At 50.9% G+C, this 22,180-nt stretch carries 15 protein-coding genes; 11 read left to right on the top strand and 4 right to left on the bottom strand.

The features are described 5' to 3' along the window. Positions 1-115: 115 nt before the first annotated feature. From AC2YIT_RS08350 to AC2YIT_RS08315, 8 genes are all read left to right on the top strand, one after another. Positions 116-727 (top strand): RNA polymerase sigma factor, encoded by a 612-nt coding sequence (locus AC2YIT_RS08350; protein ID WP_487278877.1) that lies wholly within the window; start codon positions 116-118, stop codon positions 725-727. A gap of 424 nt (positions 728-1,151) precedes the next feature. Continuing rightward, positions 1,152-2,237 (top strand): FecR family protein, encoded by a 1,086-nt coding sequence (locus AC2YIT_RS08345; protein WP_430848306.1) that lies wholly within the window; start codon positions 1,152-1,154, stop codon positions 2,235-2,237. A 438-nt stretch (positions 2,238-2,675) separates the two neighbouring features. Continuing rightward, complete coding sequence (locus AC2YIT_RS08340; RefSeq protein WP_487278876.1) at positions 2,676-6,041, top strand: SusC/RagA family TonB-linked outer membrane protein; 3,366 nt, start codon at positions 2,676-2,678, stop codon at positions 6,039-6,041. A 103-nt stretch (positions 6,042-6,144) separates the two neighbouring features. Further along, positions 6,145-7,677 carry a SusD/RagB family nutrient-binding outer membrane lipoprotein gene (locus AC2YIT_RS08335; RefSeq protein ID WP_430848302.1) on the top strand — a complete coding sequence of 511 codons (1,533 nt, stop codon included), beginning with the start codon at positions 6,145-6,147 and terminating at the stop codon, positions 7,675-7,677. A gap of 30 nt (positions 7,678-7,707) precedes the next feature. Further along, entirely contained in the window at positions 7,708-8,640 is a 933-nt protein-coding gene (locus tag AC2YIT_RS08330) for an RraA family protein (protein WP_487278875.1), read from the top strand. 141 nt (positions 8,641-8,781) lie between these two features. After that, the gene (locus AC2YIT_RS08325; RefSeq protein WP_487278874.1) at positions 8,782-10,266 is read left to right on the top strand and encodes a mandelate racemase/muconate lactonizing enzyme family protein; all 1,485 of its coding nucleotides are present in this window, start codon (positions 8,782-8,784) and stop codon (positions 10,264-10,266) included. A gap of 84 nt (positions 10,267-10,350) precedes the next feature. Next, the gene (locus AC2YIT_RS08320) at positions 10,351-12,621 is read left to right on the top strand and encodes a cation:proton antiporter (protein ID WP_487278873.1); all 2,271 of its coding nucleotides are present in this window, start codon (positions 10,351-10,353) and stop codon (positions 12,619-12,621) included. Positions 12,622-12,727: 106 nt separating this feature from the next. Then, positions 12,728-16,000, top strand: a complete 3,273-nt coding sequence (locus AC2YIT_RS08315) for a cyclic nucleotide-binding domain-containing protein (RefSeq protein ID WP_487278872.1) — start codon at positions 12,728-12,730, stop codon at positions 15,998-16,000. On the opposite strand, the gene AC2YIT_RS08310 is transcribed toward AC2YIT_RS08315, so the two are convergent. Genes AC2YIT_RS08310 through AC2YIT_RS08295 form a run of 4 tightly spaced genes read right to left on the bottom strand, consistent with a single transcriptional unit; the run spans position 15,995 to position 19,380 of the window. Then, entirely contained in the window at positions 15,995-16,582 is a 588-nt protein-coding gene (locus AC2YIT_RS08310) for an HD domain-containing protein (protein ID WP_430848292.1), read from the bottom strand. The two genes, AC2YIT_RS08315 and AC2YIT_RS08310, sit on opposite strands and share 6 nt — an antisense overlap. A 2-nt stretch (positions 16,583-16,584) precedes the next feature. Beyond that, positions 16,585-17,631, bottom strand: coding sequence for an adenylate/guanylate cyclase domain-containing protein (locus AC2YIT_RS08305; protein ID WP_430848290.1), 1,047 nt, complete (start codon positions 17,629-17,631; stop codon positions 16,585-16,587). Then, positions 17,628-17,999: a response regulator gene (locus AC2YIT_RS08300; protein WP_430848288.1), complete on the bottom strand. Its 372-nt coding sequence runs from the start codon at positions 17,997-17,999 to the stop codon at positions 17,628-17,630. Before AC2YIT_RS08300 ends, AC2YIT_RS08305 begins: the two co-directional genes overlap by 4 nt. A 19-nt stretch (positions 18,000-18,018) precedes the next feature. Beyond that, entirely contained in the window at positions 18,019-19,380 is a 1,362-nt protein-coding gene (locus AC2YIT_RS08295; RefSeq protein WP_487278871.1) for a sensor histidine kinase, read from the bottom strand. Positions 19,381-19,599: 219 nt separating this feature from the next. Between AC2YIT_RS08295 and AC2YIT_RS08290 the strand changes: the two genes are divergently transcribed. Genes AC2YIT_RS08290 through AC2YIT_RS08280 form a run of 3 tightly spaced genes read left to right on the top strand, consistent with a single transcriptional unit; the run spans position 19,600 to position 22,180 of the window. Then, a complete protein-coding gene (locus tag AC2YIT_RS08290) occupies positions 19,600-20,856 on the top strand; it encodes a TolC family protein (protein WP_430848284.1) in 1,257 nt (418 codons plus the stop codon). Between the two features lie 2 nt (positions 20,857-20,858). Continuing rightward, a complete protein-coding gene (locus tag AC2YIT_RS08285; protein ID WP_487278870.1) occupies positions 20,859-21,869 on the top strand; it encodes an efflux RND transporter periplasmic adaptor subunit in 1,011 nt (336 codons plus the stop codon). A gap of 11 nt (positions 21,870-21,880) precedes the next feature. Then, on the top strand, positions 21,881-22,180 hold the full coding sequence (locus AC2YIT_RS08280) for a DUF190 domain-containing protein (RefSeq protein WP_106598220.1): 300 nt from the start codon (positions 21,881-21,883) through the stop codon (positions 22,178-22,180).

Raw genomic sequence — 22,180 nt, 5'->3', positions numbered from 1 at the left:
CTGATATTCCTGAAACTGAATAATTACCGCCATTTCACAAGGAGAATGCCATAAGCAGCCGCTTTGACTGGTATAATTCATTGATTTAATACAACATTGCCGTTATTTTAAAGATTTGAATCCGGAAGAACACATATCAGATACCAGCGAGCTGAATATCAGGCTATGGCAGCGGTTCAAAGCCGGCGACGCGGAGGCGCTCGGGCAGCTTGCCCAAACGCATTACCGGGCGCTGTACAACTATGCCACCAAATTTTCCTCCGACTCAGATTTCATCCGCGATTCTATCCAGGAACTTTACCTCGAACTTTGGGAACGCCGCAACTTTCTCTCCGAAACCGCATTCGTCAAGTCTTACCTGCTCAAAGCGCTCCGTCACAAACTCATTAAGGAAAGCATACGCCTCAAACGCTTCCACGAGCCGCAGTTAGCCATTTTCGACACTGACCCATCGGACCCGCCCATCGAAACCAATATCATCGAAGCCGAGCATATCCGCTTCCAGAATGGCCACCTTAAACGCATCATTTCCCTTCTATCCAAACGGCAGCAGGAGATCATCTATCTCCGCTTCTACCAAAATCTCGACAACGAGGATATCGCCAGCATCATGGGCCTCGGCCGCCAGAGCGTGTCCAATCTGCTTTACCGGACGCTGAAAGAGATTAAGGAGATCTGGGTGCCAGCGGAATTTTTCTGGTTGGTGGTCATGTCTATTATCCATTAAGGGGAAGGGGCCACGTCGCAATGGCGCAATGGCGCGAAGGTCCGCCTTCGTGCCCACTATTTTCAGGCCTCCGGCCGGTCAATACGATAGTTGCATTGTTAAGCTTCATCTGTGTAGTATCGTCCGGCCGGAGGCCTGCGAATGGTACACACAAATCAAGAGATTTGCACGAGCGGTTCGGCAGCGCTTCTCAATACATTTTATATTTTTAAAAAGTATCAAACATTCTAAATTATTTAAATATTTAATACTTTTTAAATTTATACACCATTCGATCCTTTCTATCCTTTTCCGTCCTCCTTTTCTCCCCTTCTATAACTTTTCGAAATTTTTTTTGACTTTTTTGGTTATCCCAGCCTGCAAAACAGACATACCGTTTTAAAGAGCCTGCAAATGCTCTGAACTGTACGTATTTGCATTGCCAATGAGCTTACACCGAATATTTACCGTGGAGGAACTGGCGACGGACGAATCGTTCCGGCGCTGGGTGATGGCGCCCACACCCGAACTCGACCGTTTCTGGCAGCAATGGCTGCAACAAAATGCCGATCGTGCAGGCGTCGCGGCACGTGCACGAGAGCTCGTACTCGCCGTGCATGACCTCTACAAAGATGATCTTTCGGACGAAATGCTGCGGCACGACATCGCCGAAATCACCCGCATCGCCGAAGAGCGTAAAGCAGAAGGACATTTACCTTTCTATCAACGGGCGGTATGGAAGGCGGCAGCCGTACTGCTGCTTACCGGGGGATTGAGCTGGCTTTACTACATTTCCCATAACACGATAACGCCATCCGGGAACAGGCAGAAAATCACGCTTGAAAGCGAAATGCTGGTCAAAACCAATGCTACGGAAGTGGAAATGACCATGCTCCTGAGCGACAACAGCGTCGCTACGCTCGCCAAAGGTAGCAGCATCCGGTATCCCCGGCACTTCGCTGCGCATGAGCGCCGCGTGTACCTGACAGGCGAGGCCTTTTTTGACGTGGCCAAAAATCCCGCGCAGCCATTCCTGGTTTATACCCACGAAACCGTGACGAAAGTCCTCGGCACGAGCTTCCGCATTAAAGCATTTGCGGGAGATAATACCGAAATGGTGGCTGTTAAAACCGGCCGCGTGTCGGTGTATGCCAAGAAGGAATATGAAACCTCACTGGGAACCAGACCAGCCGGGGTGATTCTGAATCCCAATCAGCAGGTAGTCTTCAACCGCAAGGAGAACAAATTGGAAAAAGCCATTACAGCCAATCCAGTGCTACTGGCTGAATCGGCCGTACAGAAAGAGCAGGTGTTCGACGACAGACCCGTCACGGAAGCGTTCGACGCGCTGGCAAAGGCATATGGGATCAGCATTGTGTACCAGCCGGAAACGCTTTCGAACTGCATGATCAGCGCGCAGTTCAATGAAGAAAATCTGAAACAACGATTGAATGCAATATGCCAGGCTATTGGTGCCGGCTATGATATGGCGGATGGTCGCGTTGTGATCCGTTCTAAAGGTTGTAACTGAGGGAATGTCAGGAGCGGTCAGGAGTGGTTAGGAATAGTCAGGAGTGGTCAGGAACGGTCAGGAGTAGTCAAGGTTAGCCGGAGTAGTAAGGATGTTCTTAAAGTTACTTAGGCTGCGGAAGTAGCTATTTTCAGAATTCTAAACCCTTTTCAGAACTAAAATCAACTACCATCAATCCCAAATTTTGCCTATGACATACCAGTAACTCTGCTTCCCTTTGAATGATAAAGAGCCAGTGATGATTGCGCCATCACCGGCCCTGCGCCTCCCCTCGCCCGGACCGGAATCTGCGGCGATACAGGAGCATTTTGTCCCATCATTTCAATCCTGAACAAAACTTTCAAAAGTATGAAAAAACACCGACATCTATCCCGGCTACTTTACAGGGCTATGAGAATATCACTTTACCAATTATTAATTGTCTTAATATTCGCCACTGTGTCAGCAGCAGGTACCGTTGGGGCACAGGATATTCTGAACCAGAAGATCACGATCCAGGTCAATAACCTCGAAATGAAGACCGTCCTGGGCAAACTCAACAAGCTGACACAGTTGCGTTTTACATACAGTTCTTCATTGATCAAATCGCAGAGAAAGGTGTCGATCAATGCCGTCGACAGGCCGCTGGGCGACATCCTGGACGATCTTTTCAAATCTGCCAACATTACATACAAGATTGAAGGCAAGCAGGTGGTACTAATCAAAAATGCCGAACCTGGCAGCGCATTGCCGGAGATGATCCGCAACCAGAGCGATATCGACCGCAACATCACAGGAAGGGTCACGGATGAAAAGGGCAATCCCCTGCCGGGCGTGAACATTGTGGTGAAAGGCACGAAAGTAGGAACCGCCACCGATACGGAGGGCGCATTTCAACTAAGCGTACCCGATGGCAACGGCACGCTGGTATTCTCGTCTGTGGGCTTCTCGGCACAGGAAATACCGCTGGGTAATCAATCCAACTATGATATTTCAATGACGCCCGACGTCCGCAACCTCGAAATGGTGGTGGTAACGGCGCTCGGTATCAAGCGCGACGCCAAAAAACTCGGCTATTCGACAGCTACCGTGAATACCGAAGAACTGACAACCAACCGCACGACCAACCTCGGTAACAGCTTACAGGGTAAAGTAGCCGGTTTGAATGTGACGCCGCCTGCGAGCGGTCCGGGTGGTTCTACGAAGATCCGTATCCGCGGCCAGTCGTCATTTGGGGGTAACAACTCTCCGCTGATCATTGTAAACGGCATTCCGATTAACAACAGCAGCGTTTCGGCGGGTGGCTCGAACGGAAACGGCACGGGCAACCCTACCGGAGGTTCTTCCGATGCGGGCGATGGCTTGCAAAGCATTAACCAGGATGACATCGAGTCAATGACCGTGCTGAAAGGCGCTGCAGCAGCGGCATTGTACGGCTTCCGAGCAAAGGATGGTGCGATCATTATCACCACTAAAAGCGGCAGCAAAACGACGGGTATCGGTGTGGAGCTGAACTCGAACTTCCAGGCACAGGAAGCATTGGATTATACTGATTTTCAATACGAATACGGCCAGGGAGAGTTCGGAAAACGTCCTACCACCGTGGCCGAAGCGCAAAGCTCGGGGGTATTTGCATTTGGCGAGAAGCTGGATGGCGCGATGACACCCCAGTTCGATGGCAGTATGCAGCCTTACGTGGCCCACAAAGACCGTATCAAGAAGTTTTACCGCACAGGAACCAGTTTTACCAATTCAGTTGCATTATCAGGCGGCAATGAAAAAGGAAATTTCCGCCTCTCTTTTGCAAATACCGATGCCAATGCGATCATGCCGAATTCGGCTTATCATAAAAAAATCTTCAACCTCGGGTTGAACTACAAGTTTACCAAAAAACTTTCCGCGCAACTGAACGCAAACTATTCCAACGAGTACAACAAGAACCCGCCCCAGATCGGTATCCAGGACATGAATGCGAACACCACCATTTATACCATGGCTACCAGCATCGACGCCGACTGGCTCAAAAACCGCAAGGACGCCAACGGCAACGAAATGCCCCTGGCGCGCTTTACCAACCGCAACAACCCGTACTGGGTAGCCTACGACCGCTTCGAAAACGTGCGTCGCGACCGGATTTTCGGCAACACGTCGTTACGGTACGATTTCACGGACTGGCTGTTCGTACAAGGCCGCATTGGCCAGGATTACTACACGCGTCCGTACAACTACAACCGCCCGACCGGTACGCGCTCCATCAGCGCAGTTACAACGGGATTCAATGGATACTATTACCAGGATGTGTCGACATTCCGCGAGCGGAACATGGACATTCTCATCGGTGCGAACCGGACATTCGGCGACTTTGGGATAGACATCACACTCGGCGGCAACCAAATGCTTCAGGTGAACGACAATATTTCGACGGCGGTTACCAATTTCTACGTGCGTGACCTGTATACAATCGGCAACGGGCAAGTTAAAACCCCGAACTACGGATACAGCAAAAAGAAAGTGAATTCGATTTACGGTGCAGCAGAATTTTCCTACAAGAACTTCCTGTTCGTCAATATCACCGGCCGCAACGACTGGTTCTCGACACTTAACCCCGGCTCCAACAGCTATCTCTACCCCTCTGTGAGCGGTAGCTTTGTGTTCAGTCAGGCATTTGAGAATACCCCCGACTGGCTCACCTATGGAAAGCTGCGCGCTGCATATGCGGAAGTAGGAGGCGACACGGATCCGTATTCGAACAACCTTTACTATGGGATCAATGCCAACCCTTTCAATGGTACGGCATTAGGTAACCTGCCTTCGACCGTCAGCCCGAATGCAAACCTCCGGCCGCTGAAAGTGAAAGAAACCGAAGTCGGTCTTGAGATGAAAACTTTTGACAGCCGCCTGAACCTGGACCTTTCGCTCTACCGTAAAAACACCGTAGACGAGATCCTTAACGTCGACATTTCCAACGCATCCGGTTTTAGCCAGACCAAGGTAAACGTCGGCAAGCTGCGGAACCAGGGCGTGGAGTTTTTGCTGACTATCGTACCCGTACGCAACGACAATTTCACCTGGGAAACCAGTTTTAATGGCAGCTACAACATCAGCAAGGTAATTGAGCTGGCCGACAAGCAGCAACGTTTCGATGTCGGTACCGGAGAATTTTTCGGGATTGTTTCCCATGAAGTCGGCAAACCGCTGGCGTCGCTGCGGGGTTTCGACTACAAGCGCGATGCACAGGGCCGCATCATTACCTCTGCCGGGTTGCCGCAACAGGGTAACATCGTGACTTTCGGCAGTGCCATCCCGAAATGGGTCGGTGCCTGGGTGAACACCATCAATGTAAAAGGCATTCGCATTGGTACGCAAGTCGATTTCAAGGCTGGTAACAAGATCCTCTCAAACTCTAACCTGAACTTCCTCCGTGAAGGACTATCCAAATCCTCACTGGTAGGTCGCGAGGGCGGCGTACTCCTGGAAAGTGTCACGGCCACCGGTGAAGCTAACACCACCCGTGTCGAGGCCGAGCAATTTTACACCGCTTACCGCAGCACCAACCTGGCCTCGCCTTTTGTGTATAACGGCGCATTCGTGCGGTGGCGGACGCTCTCAATCGGCTACGACCTGTCACGTTTTCTGCGAGAAAATACCTTCGTCAAGGGCCTGACGCTCTCAGCGATGTGCAACAACGTGCTGATGATCAAGAAGTATATCGACAACCTCGACCCCGAAGCACAGGTATCGGCCTCCGACAACCTGCAAGGTATCGAGACGCATACGCTTCCGACCACGCGGAGCTATGGGATTAATTTGAACATTAAATTATAAGAGAATGGAAGAAGGAGGAAAGGAGGAAGGAAAACATTCAGTCATTCAATCATTCAGTCATTCAATCATTCCCCGTTCCACGGCGGATCATTCAATCATTATTATGAGACGACTATTCATATACGCAGCAGCGCTAGCTATTCTCGCATCGGCTAATTCCTGCGACAGCGGTTTTGAGGAGGTTAACAAGAACCCTGTTCTCGCGACAGATATCGACCCTATATATTTGTTTTCTAATGCTGAGTTCTCGTCGGCCATCGCCACGCAGAACTACCAGATGCAAATCGTACAGCAGATCAACACGCCTTATACCGGGGTTGTAGAAGGAGGAAACCACAATGCGCTTTCCGATCCGAATTCGAACGCGAACTTCAACTCGTTGTACCTGCAAAACGGCCCGGTGAACCTGCTTACCACAGTCATCGCAAAAACAAAGGATGATCCGGCACGCAGCAATCTCTACAATATGTCGCGGATCTGGAAGGCTTATGTTTTTATGGTTTTGGTGGATACTTACGGTGATGTGCCTTATTCTGAGGCTGGGAAGGCGTTTCTTGAAGGAATTAATCTGCCGAAATACGATGATCAGAAAGTGATTTACCAGGACCTCATCAAAGAATTGCAGGAAGGTACCAAAGCGCTGGACGCCAGCAAACCTGTTGAACCAGGCGACCTTTTCTTCAAAGGCAATATTGCGCAATGGAAAAAACTGGGAAATTCGCTGTTGTTGCGCGCGGGAATGCGGTATTCTAAAATTGACCCTGCCACAGCGAAGTCCGTGGTAGCCATTGCGCTTGATCCTGCAAATGGCGGCGTCCAAAGTTCCAACGCCGACAATGCCTACATCGCATTTAACAGCACATTCAACCATCCGCTGGCAGGTTATTTCCAGGGAACGGAGCGTGGCAATGTGTACATGGGCAAAGCATTCATCGATTTCCTGAAAACTTCGGGTGATCCGCGCCTTCAGGTCATTGCCGTCAAATATGAGGCCCCAAGTAACCCGCTGGCCACCGCCGGTGCCGAGAATACAACGCCTGCCGACCAGGAAGGGATGCCCTACGGCTACAACGAATCGACGATAGTTAATGCACCCGGCTTTCCGGGCAAAATTGGTTCCGCATTCAAATATTCGCAGATCAACCGTCGTACACTCGGTAAAATTGATGCGCCCGAGTTTTTTATCACCTGGTCGCAAACCCTGCTGTTACAAGCCGAAGCGGTACAGCGCGGCTGGGCAACGGGCAACGTAAAAGAGCTTTACGAAGCCGGAGTGAGAGCGCATATGAGCCAGTTGCCTACGTATGACGTGCTCGCAACCATTCCGGCAGCGAGTCAGAATGCATTCCTGACAGCCAACCCGTTCGTGCCAGCCAAGGCGTTGGAGCAGATCAACAACCAGTACTGGATTTCCTCATTCCTGAATGGCTCAGAAGCCTGGGCCAACTTTCGCAGAAGCGGCTTCCCGACGCTGCCGATCAATAACTACCCGGGTAAAGACCCATCCGTAAAAGATTTCATCAAGAGATTGGTGTACCCGGTCCGTGAACGCTCCGTGAACGAGGCCAACTACAACGAGGCCGTCGCCAGAATGGGCCCTGACGAGCTTGGAACACCCGTTTTTTGGGATAAATAATAACTATTGCTAACCCTTAATCATTCTTTTATGCTCAAACAAACCTTGCTTGCGGGAACGTTTGTGCTGGGAAGCCTCGCTTCCCACGCACAAGCGATCTCCCCCACTCCCGATCAGATCAAAGCCTACACGTCCGGCTGGAAAGGCGAACGCTCACCGGATGGCCGGCCGCGTGTTTCGGATGCCATCCTGGCGCGCCTGAAAAATATTTCAATGGAAGAGGCCTGGGGCGTACTCCGCAACAAAGGCTACCACAACCAGTTCGAAGGTGAATGGCAGCTGATCCACAACGACAGTACCATGACGGGCCGCGTGGTAACGGCGCAATACATGCCCGCCCGCCCCGATTTGCAGGATTTGGTAAAAGAAACCGGTAAAAAAGAAGGCCGCGTGCAAACCGGCGGCACCAACTCCTGGCCGATCGACGTCCTCAAAGAAGGCGACGTGTACGTGGCCGACGGTTACGGTAAAATCGCCGACGGTACGCTCATCGGCGACAACCTGGGCAACTCTATTTATGCCAAATCCAAGCGCGGGGTGATCTTTTACGGCTCGGTACGCGATGTGGAAGGGCTGAGTGAGATCAAAGGTTTCAATGCATGGATCAAAGGCCAGGACCCTTCGTACATCCAGCAAATGATGCTCACCAACATCAACACGCCTATCCGTATCGGTCGTGCAGTGGTGCTGCCGGGAGATGTGGTGCTGGCTAAAAAATACGGCACGATCTTCATTCCGGCGCACTTGGTAGAAGAATTGGTCATCACCTCCGAGGTAACAGCCCTGCGCGACGAGTTCGGTCACCTGCGCCTGCGCGAAGGCAAGTACACGCCCGGGGAAATCGATACCAAATGGTCGGACACAATCCAGAAGGACTTTCTCAATTGGGTAAACAACTACCCCGGCAAGTTGCCAATGACGAAGAAGGAGTTGGATGATTATTTGAAGGAAAGAAATTATTAATTGCTGTAAGCTATAAGCAGTAGGCTGTAAGCTATAAGCAGTAGGCTATAAGTTGAATTAATTTAATCATTTCGCTTATAGCTTAAAGCTTACAGCCCAAAGCTTACCGCTTATAGCCTAAGGCTTAAAGCTTTACAAAAAATGAAAAACATCCTAAAACAAATCATTGAATCCAATAAACAAGTTGAAAGCGCTGAGAAAGCGGCCGCTGCGGCGGAAATTGCGAATCCTGCTACCAGGGATAGTCGCCGTAACTTCCTGCGTAAAACGGCGGTAGGCGGCATTGCGCTGGGGGGCTTTATGTCGATGTCCACCGAGGACACCATTGCTCAGGCGACTTCCAAAGTGAGCCGTGCCTCTAAACCTTCGGAACTGAAAATCACCGACTTGCGGTATTGCATTGTGCAGAATGTGGGCCGGACACCTATTATCCGCATCGATACCAACCAGGGCATTTACGGCCTCGGCGAGGTGCGCGACGGTGCCGACGAGCGTTACGCGTTATTCCTGAAAAGCCATTTATTGGGTCAGAACCCCTGCAATGTGGAGCAGCTGTTTAAATCGATCAAACAGTTTGGTTACCATGGCCGGCAGGCCGGCGGCGTGTGCGGAGTGGAAATGGCACTTTGGGATCTTTGCGGCAAGGCGTATGGCGTCCCTTGCTGGCAGCTGCTGGGCGGCCGTTACCGCGACAAAGTCCGCCTGTACGCGGATACGCCCGAGTCGAACGATATCAATGAGTTTAAGCAAAAAATCAAATACCGTACCCAGGACCAGGGATACACCTGGCTTAAAATGGATATTTCAATCGGTATGCTGCGCAACAATGAGAACAGCGTCGTAAACAACAAGTTCTGGGGCGGAGGTTTCTCACAATGGGCGGGCGATTACCACTCCTATGCAAACACCAAGCACCCTTTCACCGCAATCCAGATCACTCCGAAAGGGCTTGAAGAAATGGCCAAGGTCGTAGAAGAAGTACGCGGTGTGGTAGGCTACGAAATTCCATTGTCTTCCGACCATTATGGCCACTTTGACTTAAATAATGGCATTCGTCTGGGCAAAGCACTCGATAAATACCGCCTCGCGTGGTTCGAAGACATGGTGCCCTGGGAATACACCGACCAATGGAAGACCATTTCCGAAGCGCTCGAAACTCCAACACTCACCGGTGAGGACATTTACCTCAAAGAGGGTTTCAAGGCGCTGATCGAACGGCGCGCGGTAGATATCGTTCACCCTGATCTGGCCTCATCGGGCGGGTTGCTGGAAACGAAACGCATTGGCGATTATGCAGAGGATCACGGCATTGCCATGGCGATGCATTTCGCAGGTACGCCCGTGAGCTTCATGGCCAACGTGCATTGCGCTGCCGCTACCCAGAACTTCCTCGCATTGGAACACCACTCGGTGGACGTGCCCTGGTGGGAAAGCCTCGTGAAAACCACTGACGGGCGCAAGCTGATCGACAAAGGCTACGCTACTGTGCCGCTGGAAGCTCCCGGCCTGGGCATCGAGCTGGTCGACGAGGAGGTGAAGAAACACCTGCATCCGAAGGACAAGTCCTACTTCGCCCCTACGCCCGACTGGAACGAAAAACGTTCGCACGACCGCCTTTGGAGCTAGCTTTTTGAAAGATGGTAGGGCGCAAAGTCCTACCATCTTTCGGCTTAATTCAGTATTTTGCGCGCTTCACTCTCACATGTACTGATGAAGAACATTCGCAACGTACTATTTTACGGCATTACTATAGGAATTTTCTCGGCCCTGCTTTACTTCTTTATCCGACAGGGCACATTTCTCGAAAAAGCCGGCCAGATTACCCAAAAACAGACAACCACCTCTTCCTGGGAGCAATTTACAGATACCTTCGGGCATAACATCCACCACCCGCTCGCCACGCTCTTGCTTCAAATCGTCACTATCATCATCGTTGCCCGGCTGTTCGGCTGGGTGTGCAAGACTATCGGCCAGCCGACTGTGATCGGCGAGATCGCTGCGGGTATTTTCCTGGGGCCTTCGGTGCTGGGAATGTTCTATCCCGAAGTATCCGCATTGGTTTTCCCGGCTAACTCACTAGGCAACTTGCAATTTCTCAGCCAGGTGGGATTAATACTTTTCATGTTTATCATCGGCATGGAGCTGGATTTGAACGTCTTGAAAACCAAGGCGCAGGAAGCCATCGTGATCAGCCACGCCAGTATTATTTTCCCATTTGCATTGGGCGTGGGCCTCGCATTGTACATGTACACCGACTTTGCCCCGGAGGGAATCAGCTTCCTTTCTTTTTCCCTATTCATTGGTATTGCACTGAGTATCACCGCATTCCCCGTACTCGCACGCATTGTGCAGGAACGTGGGCTGTCGCGTACACGCCTGGGCATGATGGTCATCACCTGCGCCGCTACCGACGACATTACCGCCTGGTGTATCCTGGCAGCCGTGATCGCCATCGTGAAAGCCGGCGAATTTGTGAGCGCGATTTACACTATCCTGCTTGCGGCAGGTTACGTTATTGTCATGCTGAAAGTGGTAAAACCGTTGCTCAAACGCATCGGAGACCACTATGCCTATCGCGAAGGCCTCACGAAGCCCGTAGTGGCCGTGTTCTTTTTAATGCTTCTTCTTTCTTCCTATTGTACCGAGATAATCGGCATCCACGCCCTTTTCGGGGCGTTTATGGCCGGGGTCATCATGCCGGCGAACCAGCGCTTCCGCAATATTTTCATCGAAAAAGTGGAAGACGTTTCGCTCGTGCTCCTATTGCCCCTCTTCTTCGTTTTCACCGGATTAAGAACGCAAATAGGCCTGCTCAATGACCCGCATTTGTGGGCCGTCACCGGGATGATCATCCTCGCGGCTGTGACCGGCAAGTTTATAGGAAGCGCCGTAGCGGCACGGTTCGTTAAACAATCCTGGCGCGATAGCCTCATCATCGGGTCGCTAATGAATACGCGGGGCCTGATGGAGCTCGTAGTGCTCAATATCGGCTATGATATCGGTGTGCTTTCCCCCGAAATATTCGCGATGATGGTGATTATGGCCCTTGCAACAACTTGTATGACAGGGCCAGCCCTCGACCTGATCGATAAATTCCTTCCTGGCGCGAAATGGGACGAACTTCATCAATTACACGAGCCGTCCCGTTTCTCAGTACTCATTGCGTTTGCAAGTCCCCAGGGAGGTCGCAAAATGCTCCGCCTGGCCGACAAGCTGGTTTCCAGGCAGCCCGATGAGCAGCATATCACCGCATTACACCTGTCGCCCAGCAGCTATCTTAACCAGGTCAATACCGAAGAATACCAATACGAAACCTTCCGCCCGATCAACGAAGAGGCCCACGTGCTCAATACTACTTTCACATCCCTGTTCAAACCCTCCCAGAATATCGAGCACGATATCATCGAAATAGCGAACGACGGCGAGTTCGACATGCTTATGATCGGGATCGGCAAGTCGGTTTTTGAAGGTACTTTTTTAGGCAAAATATTGGGTTTCACATCCAAATTCGTGAGCCGCGAGCGCCTGTTTGATACCATTACCGGCAAAGAAAAGCTCTTCCACGCCGATGTGTTCGACGAGCGTACGACGCATATCATCCGGTCGGTGAAGATACCTGTCGGCATTCTGATTGAAAAGAACCTGGAACAGGTCAAGAGCGTTTTCATGCCGCTGTTCACACCGGAGGACCGACGCCTGCTTCCATTCGCCGAACGCCTTTCGGCCGTAAGCGGGCTGCGAATGACGATCATGGACCCGTCTCAGACCGTAAGCCAGCATGTAGAGACCGGCGAGGCACTGGATGCTTTGCAGGAAAAATCGCCTGAAAACGTGACCATGCTCTATGAAAATGTGCTTGAAAAAGACTTTCTGCAAAGCCAGGACCTGATGGTGATCAGCCTCGAAAGCTGGATCAAGGCCGTCGAATCGCACAGCGTGTGGCTCTCCAACTCTCCCTCCGTACTGATCATACGGGGTTGAGGATCAGTCTTTCCGGCTTTTTAAAGGCCGGAAAGTGACCGTTTCAGGTTTTTAAAAGGAATAATAAGTGTTTACTTTACAGTAGCGACGCTAGCATTCCACTTCTATGATCCCATTTCTAAGCCAAAACCGCTTCACGAAGTCTATTAATCCGCAAACGATCCTTTTTTTCTTTCATAACTTTTTTACGAATGTAGGTACCACGCTGGTCTATGTCTCGGCCAATGTGCTCCTGCTCGAAAACCATCCCGAATATTCGCTGCCGCTTGCCTACATCGCCGCCGCGCTCGCTGTGATGGCCTCGGGGAAAATCTATGAGTATTTCGAACACCATTTATTACTGAAAAAGCTGAGCCTCGGTACCATGCTCTCGTCACTGTTCATGGTGGTGATCGTAATGGGCCTGCTGCTGGTCGGACACGGTGTTGCCACAGCTATTGCCGTGATGGTGGGGTACCGGATCATCTATTTGCTTATCAACCTGGAATTCTGGGGCTTATCCGCATTGGTTTTCGATGTGCGGCAAAGCAAACGGTTATTCAGCGTGATCGGCTCGGGCGACATGCCGGCCAAAGCATTGGGTGCCGTGCTTGCGATACTAATTCATTCGCCATCGGTACTGGCCATTTTGCTGGCTATTTCGCTGGTTTTCTTTGCATTGGCATTCTACACGCAGATCCTGACGTTCCGGCATACCGACATTCCGAACCCGCACCACGCCCGCACGCGTGCGACGGAATCCGATTCCCGTATTATCCAGAAGTACTTTGGCGGCAACAAACTGCTTACCTCACTTTGCATTGGAATGGTTGCCATTGCAGCCACGGCCACGTGGATCGAGTACCACTTTTTTGTGAATGTCAAATACAAATTCCACAGCCAGCACGACGTGATTTTCTTCGTCGGTTCGCTGCTGACGGCCACTTATGTGATTTCGACGTTCGTCAAAATGTTGTTTTCAAGTAAAACCGTGGAGCGTTTCGGCATCAAACTCACCTTGTACCTGCTGCCGCTGACGACCATCGCCATTTCGCTCGGGCTGCTCATCTCGTCTTATTTCCGCAAAGACGAGCCTTCGCTACTGGTGTATTATTGCATCGCCTACCTGCTTTTCGAGTTGGTAAGGCGGACGATTTTCGACCCCGTATTCCTTGTTTTGTTCCAGCCGCTTTCCACCAAAACGCGTTTGAAAGGCCACACGCTCGCCAAGGGGCTTTTTGAGCCGTTGGGGATGCTCATCGCTGGTGCGATGCTCTGGATCATCTACACGCAGCATTGGAGCGATATCAGCCTTACTTTCGACTTGTCATTGCTGTTCGCATTGGGTGCATTGGTGGTGTTCCGTAAAACCTACCGCCATTACATGCAGGAATTGAAATCGGCGATCAGCAAGCGGTTTATCCGTAGCGGCGAAATGGCCTCTCCCGGAGAAGCATTGCCGATCATCACCGAAAACCTCCAAAGCGACCGCAAAGAAGAGGTTTTGAATGCGATCGACTGGCTGGCGCGCAACAAGGTTTCGCTCTTCCGCAAACACGCCGACGAGCTGCTGAAAAACCCGTTTGTACAGGTGAGGTTAAAGACTTTGCAAACACTCTCGGCACTCGACAAACCCGAGCTTTCAAGCGCATTTATCCAATACATCGAAAACGAACCCGACGCCGCCTGCCAGGTCCTTGCCGTGCGCCTCGCCTGTGCAAACAGGCGCCTGAACGAAGAGCAAACCGCCCGCTTCCTCGCACACGACGATCTCGACATCGTGAAGGGCACTATCATCGGCTGCTGGGAAGCCGGGAAGGCCCTGCCACTAATCCACGGCACGTTGCAACGACTCTTCGGCTCGGAGCAGGAAAGCGACCAGCTTGCTGCACTCGACTGCCTGAAAGTAACGGGCATCAACACTTACGAAAATCTGCTCAAAAGCTGCATTCATAACGGCTCACAACGCGTGCGCAACTATGCCATCGAGGTAGCTGCCACCGTGGGTTCCCCCGCCCTGCTACGCGATCTGCGCCTGGTGCTCACCGGCACTTTAACACCTTCGACCATTCACGCGATGATCAACTCCGGCGACCTCGGGATCCGCATTATCGAGGAATGGTTGCAGCAGGATACCACCGGCGACCGCATCCGGACGTTCATCAAAACGGCTGAAAAAGGTAGACATGAATTTATACTTCAAATACTTTTCAACCTTATTAAAAATATTTACCAGCGTAATTTTTTAATTAATACTGAAAATATATCCAATACTAAAAGGAAGGAAAGTGATATTCATATTGAAAATATCGATAGTTTCACCCATATTGCAGCATTAAAAGCCCTGAGCCACTATACTTTAATCTCTGATTATAAAGAAATTACCCCTGAATTTGTTGAAAAAGAGCTGATTCACGCAGGGCAGCTGCTCAACGGAATGGATGCTTCCGAAAACGATATTACCTGGAACAATGCGTTGGAGTACGAGCTCGAACTCACCGCACAAAGGCTGTTTTACCTCTTCATGATGCAGTATGATAAGGAAGCTGTACAGAGTGCATGGAAGGGAATCCGGCATGCGAGCAAGGAAAAACGTGCCAATTCGCTCGAACTGATCGAGAGCCTTTTGCCGCGTATGTTGTACCCATCGCTGCACGCATTGTTCGAAAACATTTCCATTCAGAAAAAGCGCGACGCGCTGCGTCAGTATATGGGCAACGTCGATCCCGGGCTGTCGCTGATCACCACCATTCTTTCGCAGGAAGAGCGGTCGTTCACGACCTGGACCATCGCGCTCGCCGTCGGCAAATGCGACATCACCGAAGCCGATCTGATCCATCTCGAAAAGCTCGCCAACCATTCATCGCGCCTGATACGCGAGGCAGTGCACGAACGATATGCAATCCTCGCCTTGCGCCCCGACCTTAAATTCTCGCTTAGAATCCCTATGAAACACGCCGAACCTACCCAGCAGATTTCCGAAATGGAAAGGGTGATCGTCCTTAAAAACACCCAGCTTTTCGCGCAGACGCCTGAAAACGTGCTCAGCTCCATCGCCCCGATCATGAAGGAGGTGACTTACAGCGACGGCCAGGAAATATTCGCCAAGGGCGATCTCGGCGATTCGATGTACATCATTTACACGGGCCAGGTGGGCATTTACGACGGTCCGAAACAGCTTGCATTGTTCGATAAAGGCGAGATTTTCGGGGAGCTGGCATTGCTCGACACCGAGCCGCGTTCGGCCACCACCGTAGCCGAAACCGACGTGCTGGTGTTTCGCATCGACCAGGAAGATTTCTTTGAACTGATGGAGGAACGCGACGAAATCCTGCGCAATGTGCTGCGCATCCTGTGCCAGCGTATCCGCGTGCAAAACGAGAAAATGCGCCGTTTATAACGCGCGTGCCCCATTTTTGAGCTGTTGGAGATGCTGCTCTTTGGTGGCATCCCGGCGCTTCTGCTCGGAAGGTGTCCAATAGCAATGCGCTTCCAGAAACCTGACCTGCACGGCATCCCATGCAGGAATATCCTCCACCATATCCCTTACCTTCAATTCCTCGAATAAAGTGGCTGCAATGCCCTCGAAATCGTCGCGACCGAGGTAATCCAGGTCGGCGTCGCAAATGATCCTTTCCAGCATGTTTTTGGGGCTTTGGGGGATCTTGGTAGCCATGATCATCCCGCATATGGCTCCGATTTGACCTTCCGTGTAGCCAAATCCGGGCAAAACTTCTCGTGCGAGCGCGCAACCGGCTTCTTCATGGCCCTGATAGGTGTCCATAAATCCGCTGTCATGGTAAAAAGCGGCCGTGCGGAGCAACGTCAATGATTCTTCGTCTGTAATGCCCTCCAAAGCAGCTATTTCAGCGGATGCCTGTACTACATCGAGCGTGTGATGGATGCCGTGATAAAAAAGCGTAGGGTCCAGCTCTTTTTCCAGCCGTTCGAGCACATATTGTTCAGCCTTATCGATTTGCATAGCTATTCGAGCACTTCGTAGATCAATACCGGGTTCGACTTGTTTTTGAGATTAACCTCGCCCACCAGGCTGCATTTAAATGCTTCTTTGAGCTTCTCATAGGCCGATTCCGGCACCACTACCTGCCCTGGTTTGGCAATGGACTGCAGGCGCTGGGCCACATTCACGACATCGCCTATCACCGTATAGTCTAGCCGTTTCAACGCAGCCGAACCAATATTCCCGGATACCATTTCGCCCGAGTTAATGCCTATGGAAACCTTCGGAAAATACCCCGACTGGTCGGACAATTCTTCTTTAAAACCATTGATATGATTGCGAACCGCCAGCGAGGATTCCACCGCGCGGTCGAGGTGATATTCACCCCGGAAAACGGCCATTACAGCATCGCCCATGAACTTATCGACGTGCCCGCCCTGGGCGATGATCTCCTTCACCATCACATCGAAATACTTGTTGATCAGCTTCACTACGCGGTCGGGCTGCTCTTTCTCTGAAATGGCCGTAAAACCGCACATATCCATGAAAACGACCGTTCCCTCGATGTTTTCGCTCGTCATAAGCGACTTTTCGAACGTTTCCTGGGTCATGAATTGCAGCACGGAGGCATCGACGTACATTCTCAGAATATCATTTTCACGCACGGCCTTCAAAGTGTCCTTCAACTGTGCTACATATTGGAGCGTTTTCTCCATTGTGACTTCCAGATCTCGAAAATCAATTGGCTTTGTAAGGAAATCGAATGCGCCGCGGTTCATAGCGGTGCGGATATTGTCCATGTCGCCATAAGCCGAAACGATCACCGATTTCAGGATCGGGCTCAATTCGCCGAGGCGTACGAGCAGCGTCAACCCATCCATTTCGGGCATATTGATGTCGCTCAAAACCATGTCGACGTCGGGATGCTCTGCCAGCATTTCGAGCGCTTGCAGGCCGTTTTCAGCAAAAATGAATTCATATTGCTGTTCGCGGATCTGCCGCCTGAACTTCTGCTTGATCAGCAGTTGCAGGTCGGCCTCGTCGTCCACTACGAGTATTTTGGCTTTCATAACAGGAGCAGTTTCTCTTTCAGTTCGTTAAAATTGACAGGTTTGGTCAGGAAATCGTCGGCTCCGAGCTGCATGGCCTGGTCGTGGTTGGCGGCGTCACCGTAGGCGGTGATCATCATCACTTGCGGTGGTGCTGATGGGTGATCGGCCCGGATCCTTTTCAGCAGTTCGATCCCGCTCATGCCCGGCATATTAATGTCCGAAAGGATCATAACCACCTCCGAAGGATGGTTTTGCATGAATTCCAATGCTTCCTCACCCGAAAACGCGAACGAAAACTCGAATTGCCCCCCACGGATCTCGCGGCGGAATTTCTGCTCGAAAAGCGATTTCACGTCTTCCTCGTCGTCTACAACCAGTATTTTCATAGTAATTATGTATGGCTAATCAGGCGATGGGTATGGTAATGCGAAATTCGGTTCTTTCTCCCTCCACCGTATCTACTTCGAGCACGCCGCCATGACCATTGGTGATGATATCATAGCTCATCGAAAGACCCAGACCAGTTCCCTGACCGGTCGGCTTGGTGGTGAAAAACGGCTGGAATATCTTCGCTTTCACATGCTCCGGCATACCCGTTCCATTGTCCGAAACCCTGATATATAGTTTGTTATCAAATTTCTTGGTACTGATTTTCACTTCCGGCCTGTAATCGCCCGGCTGCCCGGCTTCGGTTAGTTTCCGCTTTTTCTCGGCCACGGCGTAGAATGCATTGGTAAAAAGGTTGAGGAAAACGCGGCCAAGGTCTTGCGGCATCACATTGACCGTCCCGATCGTCGCATCGAAATCGGTTACCAATGCCGCATTAAATTCCTTGTCCTTCGCGCGCAGGCCGTGGTATGCGAGGCGCATATACTCGTCAGCGAGCGCATTCACGTCCACAGGCTCCTTCTCGCCCGACGACGCCCGCGAGTGTTGCAGCATTCCCTTCACGATGGAATCGGCACGTTTACCGTGATGCGTGATTTTCTGCTGGTTTTGGCTCAGGTCGCCGATAATGCCTTTAATATACTCCTTATCGTTATCATCGATATTGGTTTTGTCGATCTCTTCTTCCAACTCCTGGCAGAGCTCCACGGAGACCTCCGAGAAGTTGTTGACGAAGTTCAACGGGTTTTGGATCTCATGCGCGATTCCGGCGGTAAGCTCACCTAACGACGCCATTTTCTCGCTTTGTATCAACTGGTTCTGAGTTGCCTTCAATTCTTCGATGGTCTTTTGCAGCTCTTCCTTTTGCTGGGTAAGTTCCTGTGTACGCTCTGCCACGAGGTATTCGAGCGACAGTTTCGTTTCCTTTGCGATCTGTTCTTCGCGCAGCCGCTCTTCCCGCTCCTGTGCCAGAACCTTCTGCTGCTTGCGGGCGTAAAACCAGATGACAAAACAGAAAATGAATGCGAAGGAAAGCGCGATCTGAAAAAATTGCTCGTAACTATGAAAAAACTTGGGAAATACCAGTTCGAAAAAGTCGCTCACCATTGATATTCCCACGAACGGTAATACCGATTGCGCTGTGGACCGAATCGACTTGAAATCGTCGTTTTGATTAAAAAATCTCACCAATCCGAGCAATCCCAGGTTCCATATCCATCCAAACCAGTCGGGCGACTCCGCTATATAGTACGTCGCGACCAGCGAAAAAACGACGATACGTCCGTACTTGAAAAAGTTATCCCATCTGGAGGCGTGCTCCGTATGCTGCATGACGGAGTGGGCATATTGGATCAAAAAGAAGGCTACGATGAAATGCATGTAGAAATATTGTAATAGTAGTTCTATTTTACTATTATTCCCTATTGGTTGGCAAAGTACTTATTTTCTCTCAAAATCCAGTTCAGTGCCCAAATACCGCTTTTACAACGCGCTCTAATTTATTTATAATCGAATTTTAATGGTTTTATAAAACAGTTTTAATACCATTTTTAGCACGACTGAGAACCTTTGCCCGCAGGTAATTCAAACTAAACGAACATGTGCTATCCAGTTTTAAAGCGGGTTCTCCTCCTGGTTCTGGTGGGGATGGCGTCGGCAAGGGCTCAGACAACCTACAATTTGCAGCAAGCCCTGCAAACGGCAAAGTCCAATAACCCCATTCTCAAACGCGAGCAATTCAATGTCGACATCTCGCAGGCCGACATTACCACGGCGCAGCTCCGCCCCAATCTGATATTGAACAACCAGTCGTTGCAACTCGTGCAGGCCTCCAAGTTCCCTGAAAACACCGGTTGGTTTAATGGTGCCAACCGGCAGATCTGGTGGCAGCTTACCAAGCCTTTTCAGTTGCCTGTACAGAGAGAGAATAAGATTAATTTCGCACAGCAAAACGTCAGGCTCACCCAAAAGCAATATGCCGACACAGAACGCCATCTGTTTCAGTCAGTTGCGCAGAAATGGCTGGATGTCTGGGCAGCTCGCAAGCAGCTCGATTTATTGGGCACTGCGAAGGCTAATGTGGATTCACTGGCGAATATCAACCGGTTGCGCCTGAAAAACCAGGTGATCACTACCACCGATCTCGCCCGCACGGAGCTGCTCGCAAACCAGTACGACATTCAGCTCAAATCGGCATCGCAGCAATATCGCAACGAGCTTTCGAACCTGAAATTCCTGATCGGCGTTCAGGACTCGATCCAGATCGACACCACCGACCAGTTTGCCTTCGCATTTCCCGACCGGATGGACGCCATTGTGGAGCAGGCATTGCAGAACCGTACCGATATCCAGGCTATCAAATCGACGATGGATGTGGCCGATGCCAACATAAAGTTGCAAAAATCCAGTGCATTGCCCGTGCCTGAGCTGGGGCTCATTTATAACCCGCAGAACAAGGCACATTACATGGGCGTATACGGGACCATCGAAATACCCATTTTTTCGAGGAACCAGGGCGAGATCAAAAAGTCGCAGGTGCTGAAACAACAAGCCGAACAGGACCTCCGTGCCACCGAGACGCAAGCGCAGACCGAAATCCTCACCGCTTACAAAAGCTATGTCACACACAAGCAAAACTTGCAGAATTTCAATCAGTTACTAACTCAATCCCAAACAATCCTTAACAGTGTTAAATATTCTTACCTCCGTGGCGGGACGACGATTATCGACTTCCTGGAAGCCCAGCGCAGCTGGCTCGATACGCAGCAGCAGTATTACGATGTCCTCGGCCAGTACCGCCAGAGCTACATCGACCTCCTTTACGCATCCGGAATGATCAATCAAATCGCGCAATAATCATGAAGAACATACTCGTTTGCACCTGCCTGGCCATGATATTAATGGCAGGTTGCAAGAACAAAGCCGCTAACAAGCCCGTACCGGACAATTCTTCGCCGGTGGTGAATGCCTCGGGTACCAAAATATCGTTTCCGCTGGCCGAAAGCGCGAATTTTTTCCAGACTGAAAAGATTTCCAGCTCCTCGCTCATGGCGAATGTGACCGCGCCGGCGAAAGTTTCCGCCACCGTCCTGCGCTCGAACGAGGGCGCTTCGGGCAACATCGTGTTGTTCGATAATCCTGAGCTTGCGGGTAACTATACCCAGCTTTTGCAGCATTTGACGATGATTAACCAGATCCAGAATATCAATATCCGCCAGCGTAAAACCGAGCTTTCCCGCATCAAGGATTTGCAGGAACACGGCGCCGCCACCGGTAAGGACCTGCTCGAATCGCAAACCGCGCTGTCGATGGAGGAAACCAACCTGATCAACGAACGGGCAGCCATTATCGAGCACGAAACCAAGCTGAAAGCGGGCGGTTTTGAACCGAAACAGCTTCGCACCGCGCCCGCAGGCACCGCATACATCATATGCGACGTACCCGAGAGCGACATCAGCCAGGTAAAAAAAGGCGGCAAATGCACTATCCAGTTTACCGCATTCCCGAACGAGGATTTCACCGGCACCATCGACGACATCGCCGACCTCGTGGACCAGACCACCCGTATGATCAAACTGCGCGTGAACATCAATAACTCCAACGGCAAACTGAAAGCCGGGATGTTCGGAACAGTCGCTTTTGGTCTGAGTGAGGGTAAAAAGCTCAGTATCAATAAAGATGCATTGGTTACCGTGCAAGGCCGCAATTATGTTTTCCTGAAAACGGCTCCGCAGGTTTTCGAGCGCCGCGAGGTCAATATCGGCGACCAGATCGGCGACAGGATCGTCGCATTCAGCGGTCTGAAAGAAGGCGAAAATGTGGTGACAAAAGGCGTCATGCAACTCAAAGGATTATCGTTCGGCTATTAACCCCTCCCGATATGCTTCAAGCTCAGATCTTCATCAGTGCCGATCACTGGAAGGACGAAATTCCGCTGTTTGAATACATTATGCAGTTTTTGGTTAAACAAAAAGTACAGGGAGCGACCGTGTACCGTGGCCGCCTCGGCTTCGACGGCAAGCACCTGAGCCGCCCCAACGACCTGTTCAGTTTCGACGAAACGCCCATGGTCATTTCCTTCATAGATGAGGAAGAAAAAGTTAAATCCGCATTGACATTGCTTCGTAAAGAGGTGAAAAGCGGGTTTATAGTCACTAACCATGTAGACAAGTGGATTTAA

The organism is Dyadobacter sp. SRI_021 (assembly GCF_057586235.1).
Note: the sequence above shows the minus strand (reverse complement) of the source record. Positions and strands in the feature narration are given on the sequence as shown.

Excerpts from the sequence above, each read along its gene's own strand:
- AC2YIT_RS08325 (WP_487278874.1), top strand. The coding sequence starts at position 8,782 with ATGAAAAACATCCTAAAACAAATCATTGAATCCAATAAACAAGTTGAA.
- AC2YIT_RS08280 (WP_106598220.1), top strand. The coding sequence starts at position 21,881 with ATGCTTCAAGCTCAGATCTTCATCAGTGCCGATCACTGGAAGGACGAA.
- AC2YIT_RS08320 (WP_487278873.1), top strand. The coding sequence starts at position 10,351 with ATGAAGAACATTCGCAACGTACTATTTTACGGCATTACTATAGGAATT.
- AC2YIT_RS08310 (WP_430848292.1), bottom strand. The coding sequence starts at position 16,582 with ATGCAAATCGATAAGGCTGAACAATATGTGCTCGAACGGCTGGAAAAA.
- AC2YIT_RS08315 (WP_487278872.1), top strand. The coding sequence starts at position 12,728 with ATGATCCCATTTCTAAGCCAAAACCGCTTCACGAAGTCTATTAATCCG.
- AC2YIT_RS08305 (WP_430848290.1), bottom strand. The coding sequence starts at position 17,631 with ATGAAAGCCAAAATACTCGTAGTGGACGACGAGGCCGACCTGCAACTG.
- AC2YIT_RS08300 (WP_430848288.1), bottom strand. The coding sequence starts at position 17,999 with ATGAAAATACTGGTTGTAGACGACGAGGAAGACGTGAAATCGCTTTTC.
- AC2YIT_RS08285 (WP_487278870.1), top strand. The coding sequence starts at position 20,859 with ATGAAGAACATACTCGTTTGCACCTGCCTGGCCATGATATTAATGGCA.
- AC2YIT_RS08330 (WP_487278875.1), top strand. The coding sequence starts at position 7,708 with ATGCTCAAACAAACCTTGCTTGCGGGAACGTTTGTGCTGGGAAGCCTC.
- AC2YIT_RS08335 (WP_430848302.1), top strand. The coding sequence starts at position 6,145 with ATGAGACGACTATTCATATACGCAGCAGCGCTAGCTATTCTCGCATCG.
- AC2YIT_RS08290 (WP_430848284.1), top strand. The coding sequence starts at position 19,600 with ATGTGCTATCCAGTTTTAAAGCGGGTTCTCCTCCTGGTTCTGGTGGGG.
- AC2YIT_RS08345 (WP_430848306.1), top strand. The coding sequence starts at position 1,152 with ATGAGCTTACACCGAATATTTACCGTGGAGGAACTGGCGACGGACGAA.
- AC2YIT_RS08295 (WP_487278871.1), bottom strand. The coding sequence starts at position 19,380 with ATGCATTTCATCGTAGCCTTCTTTTTGATCCAATATGCCCACTCCGTC.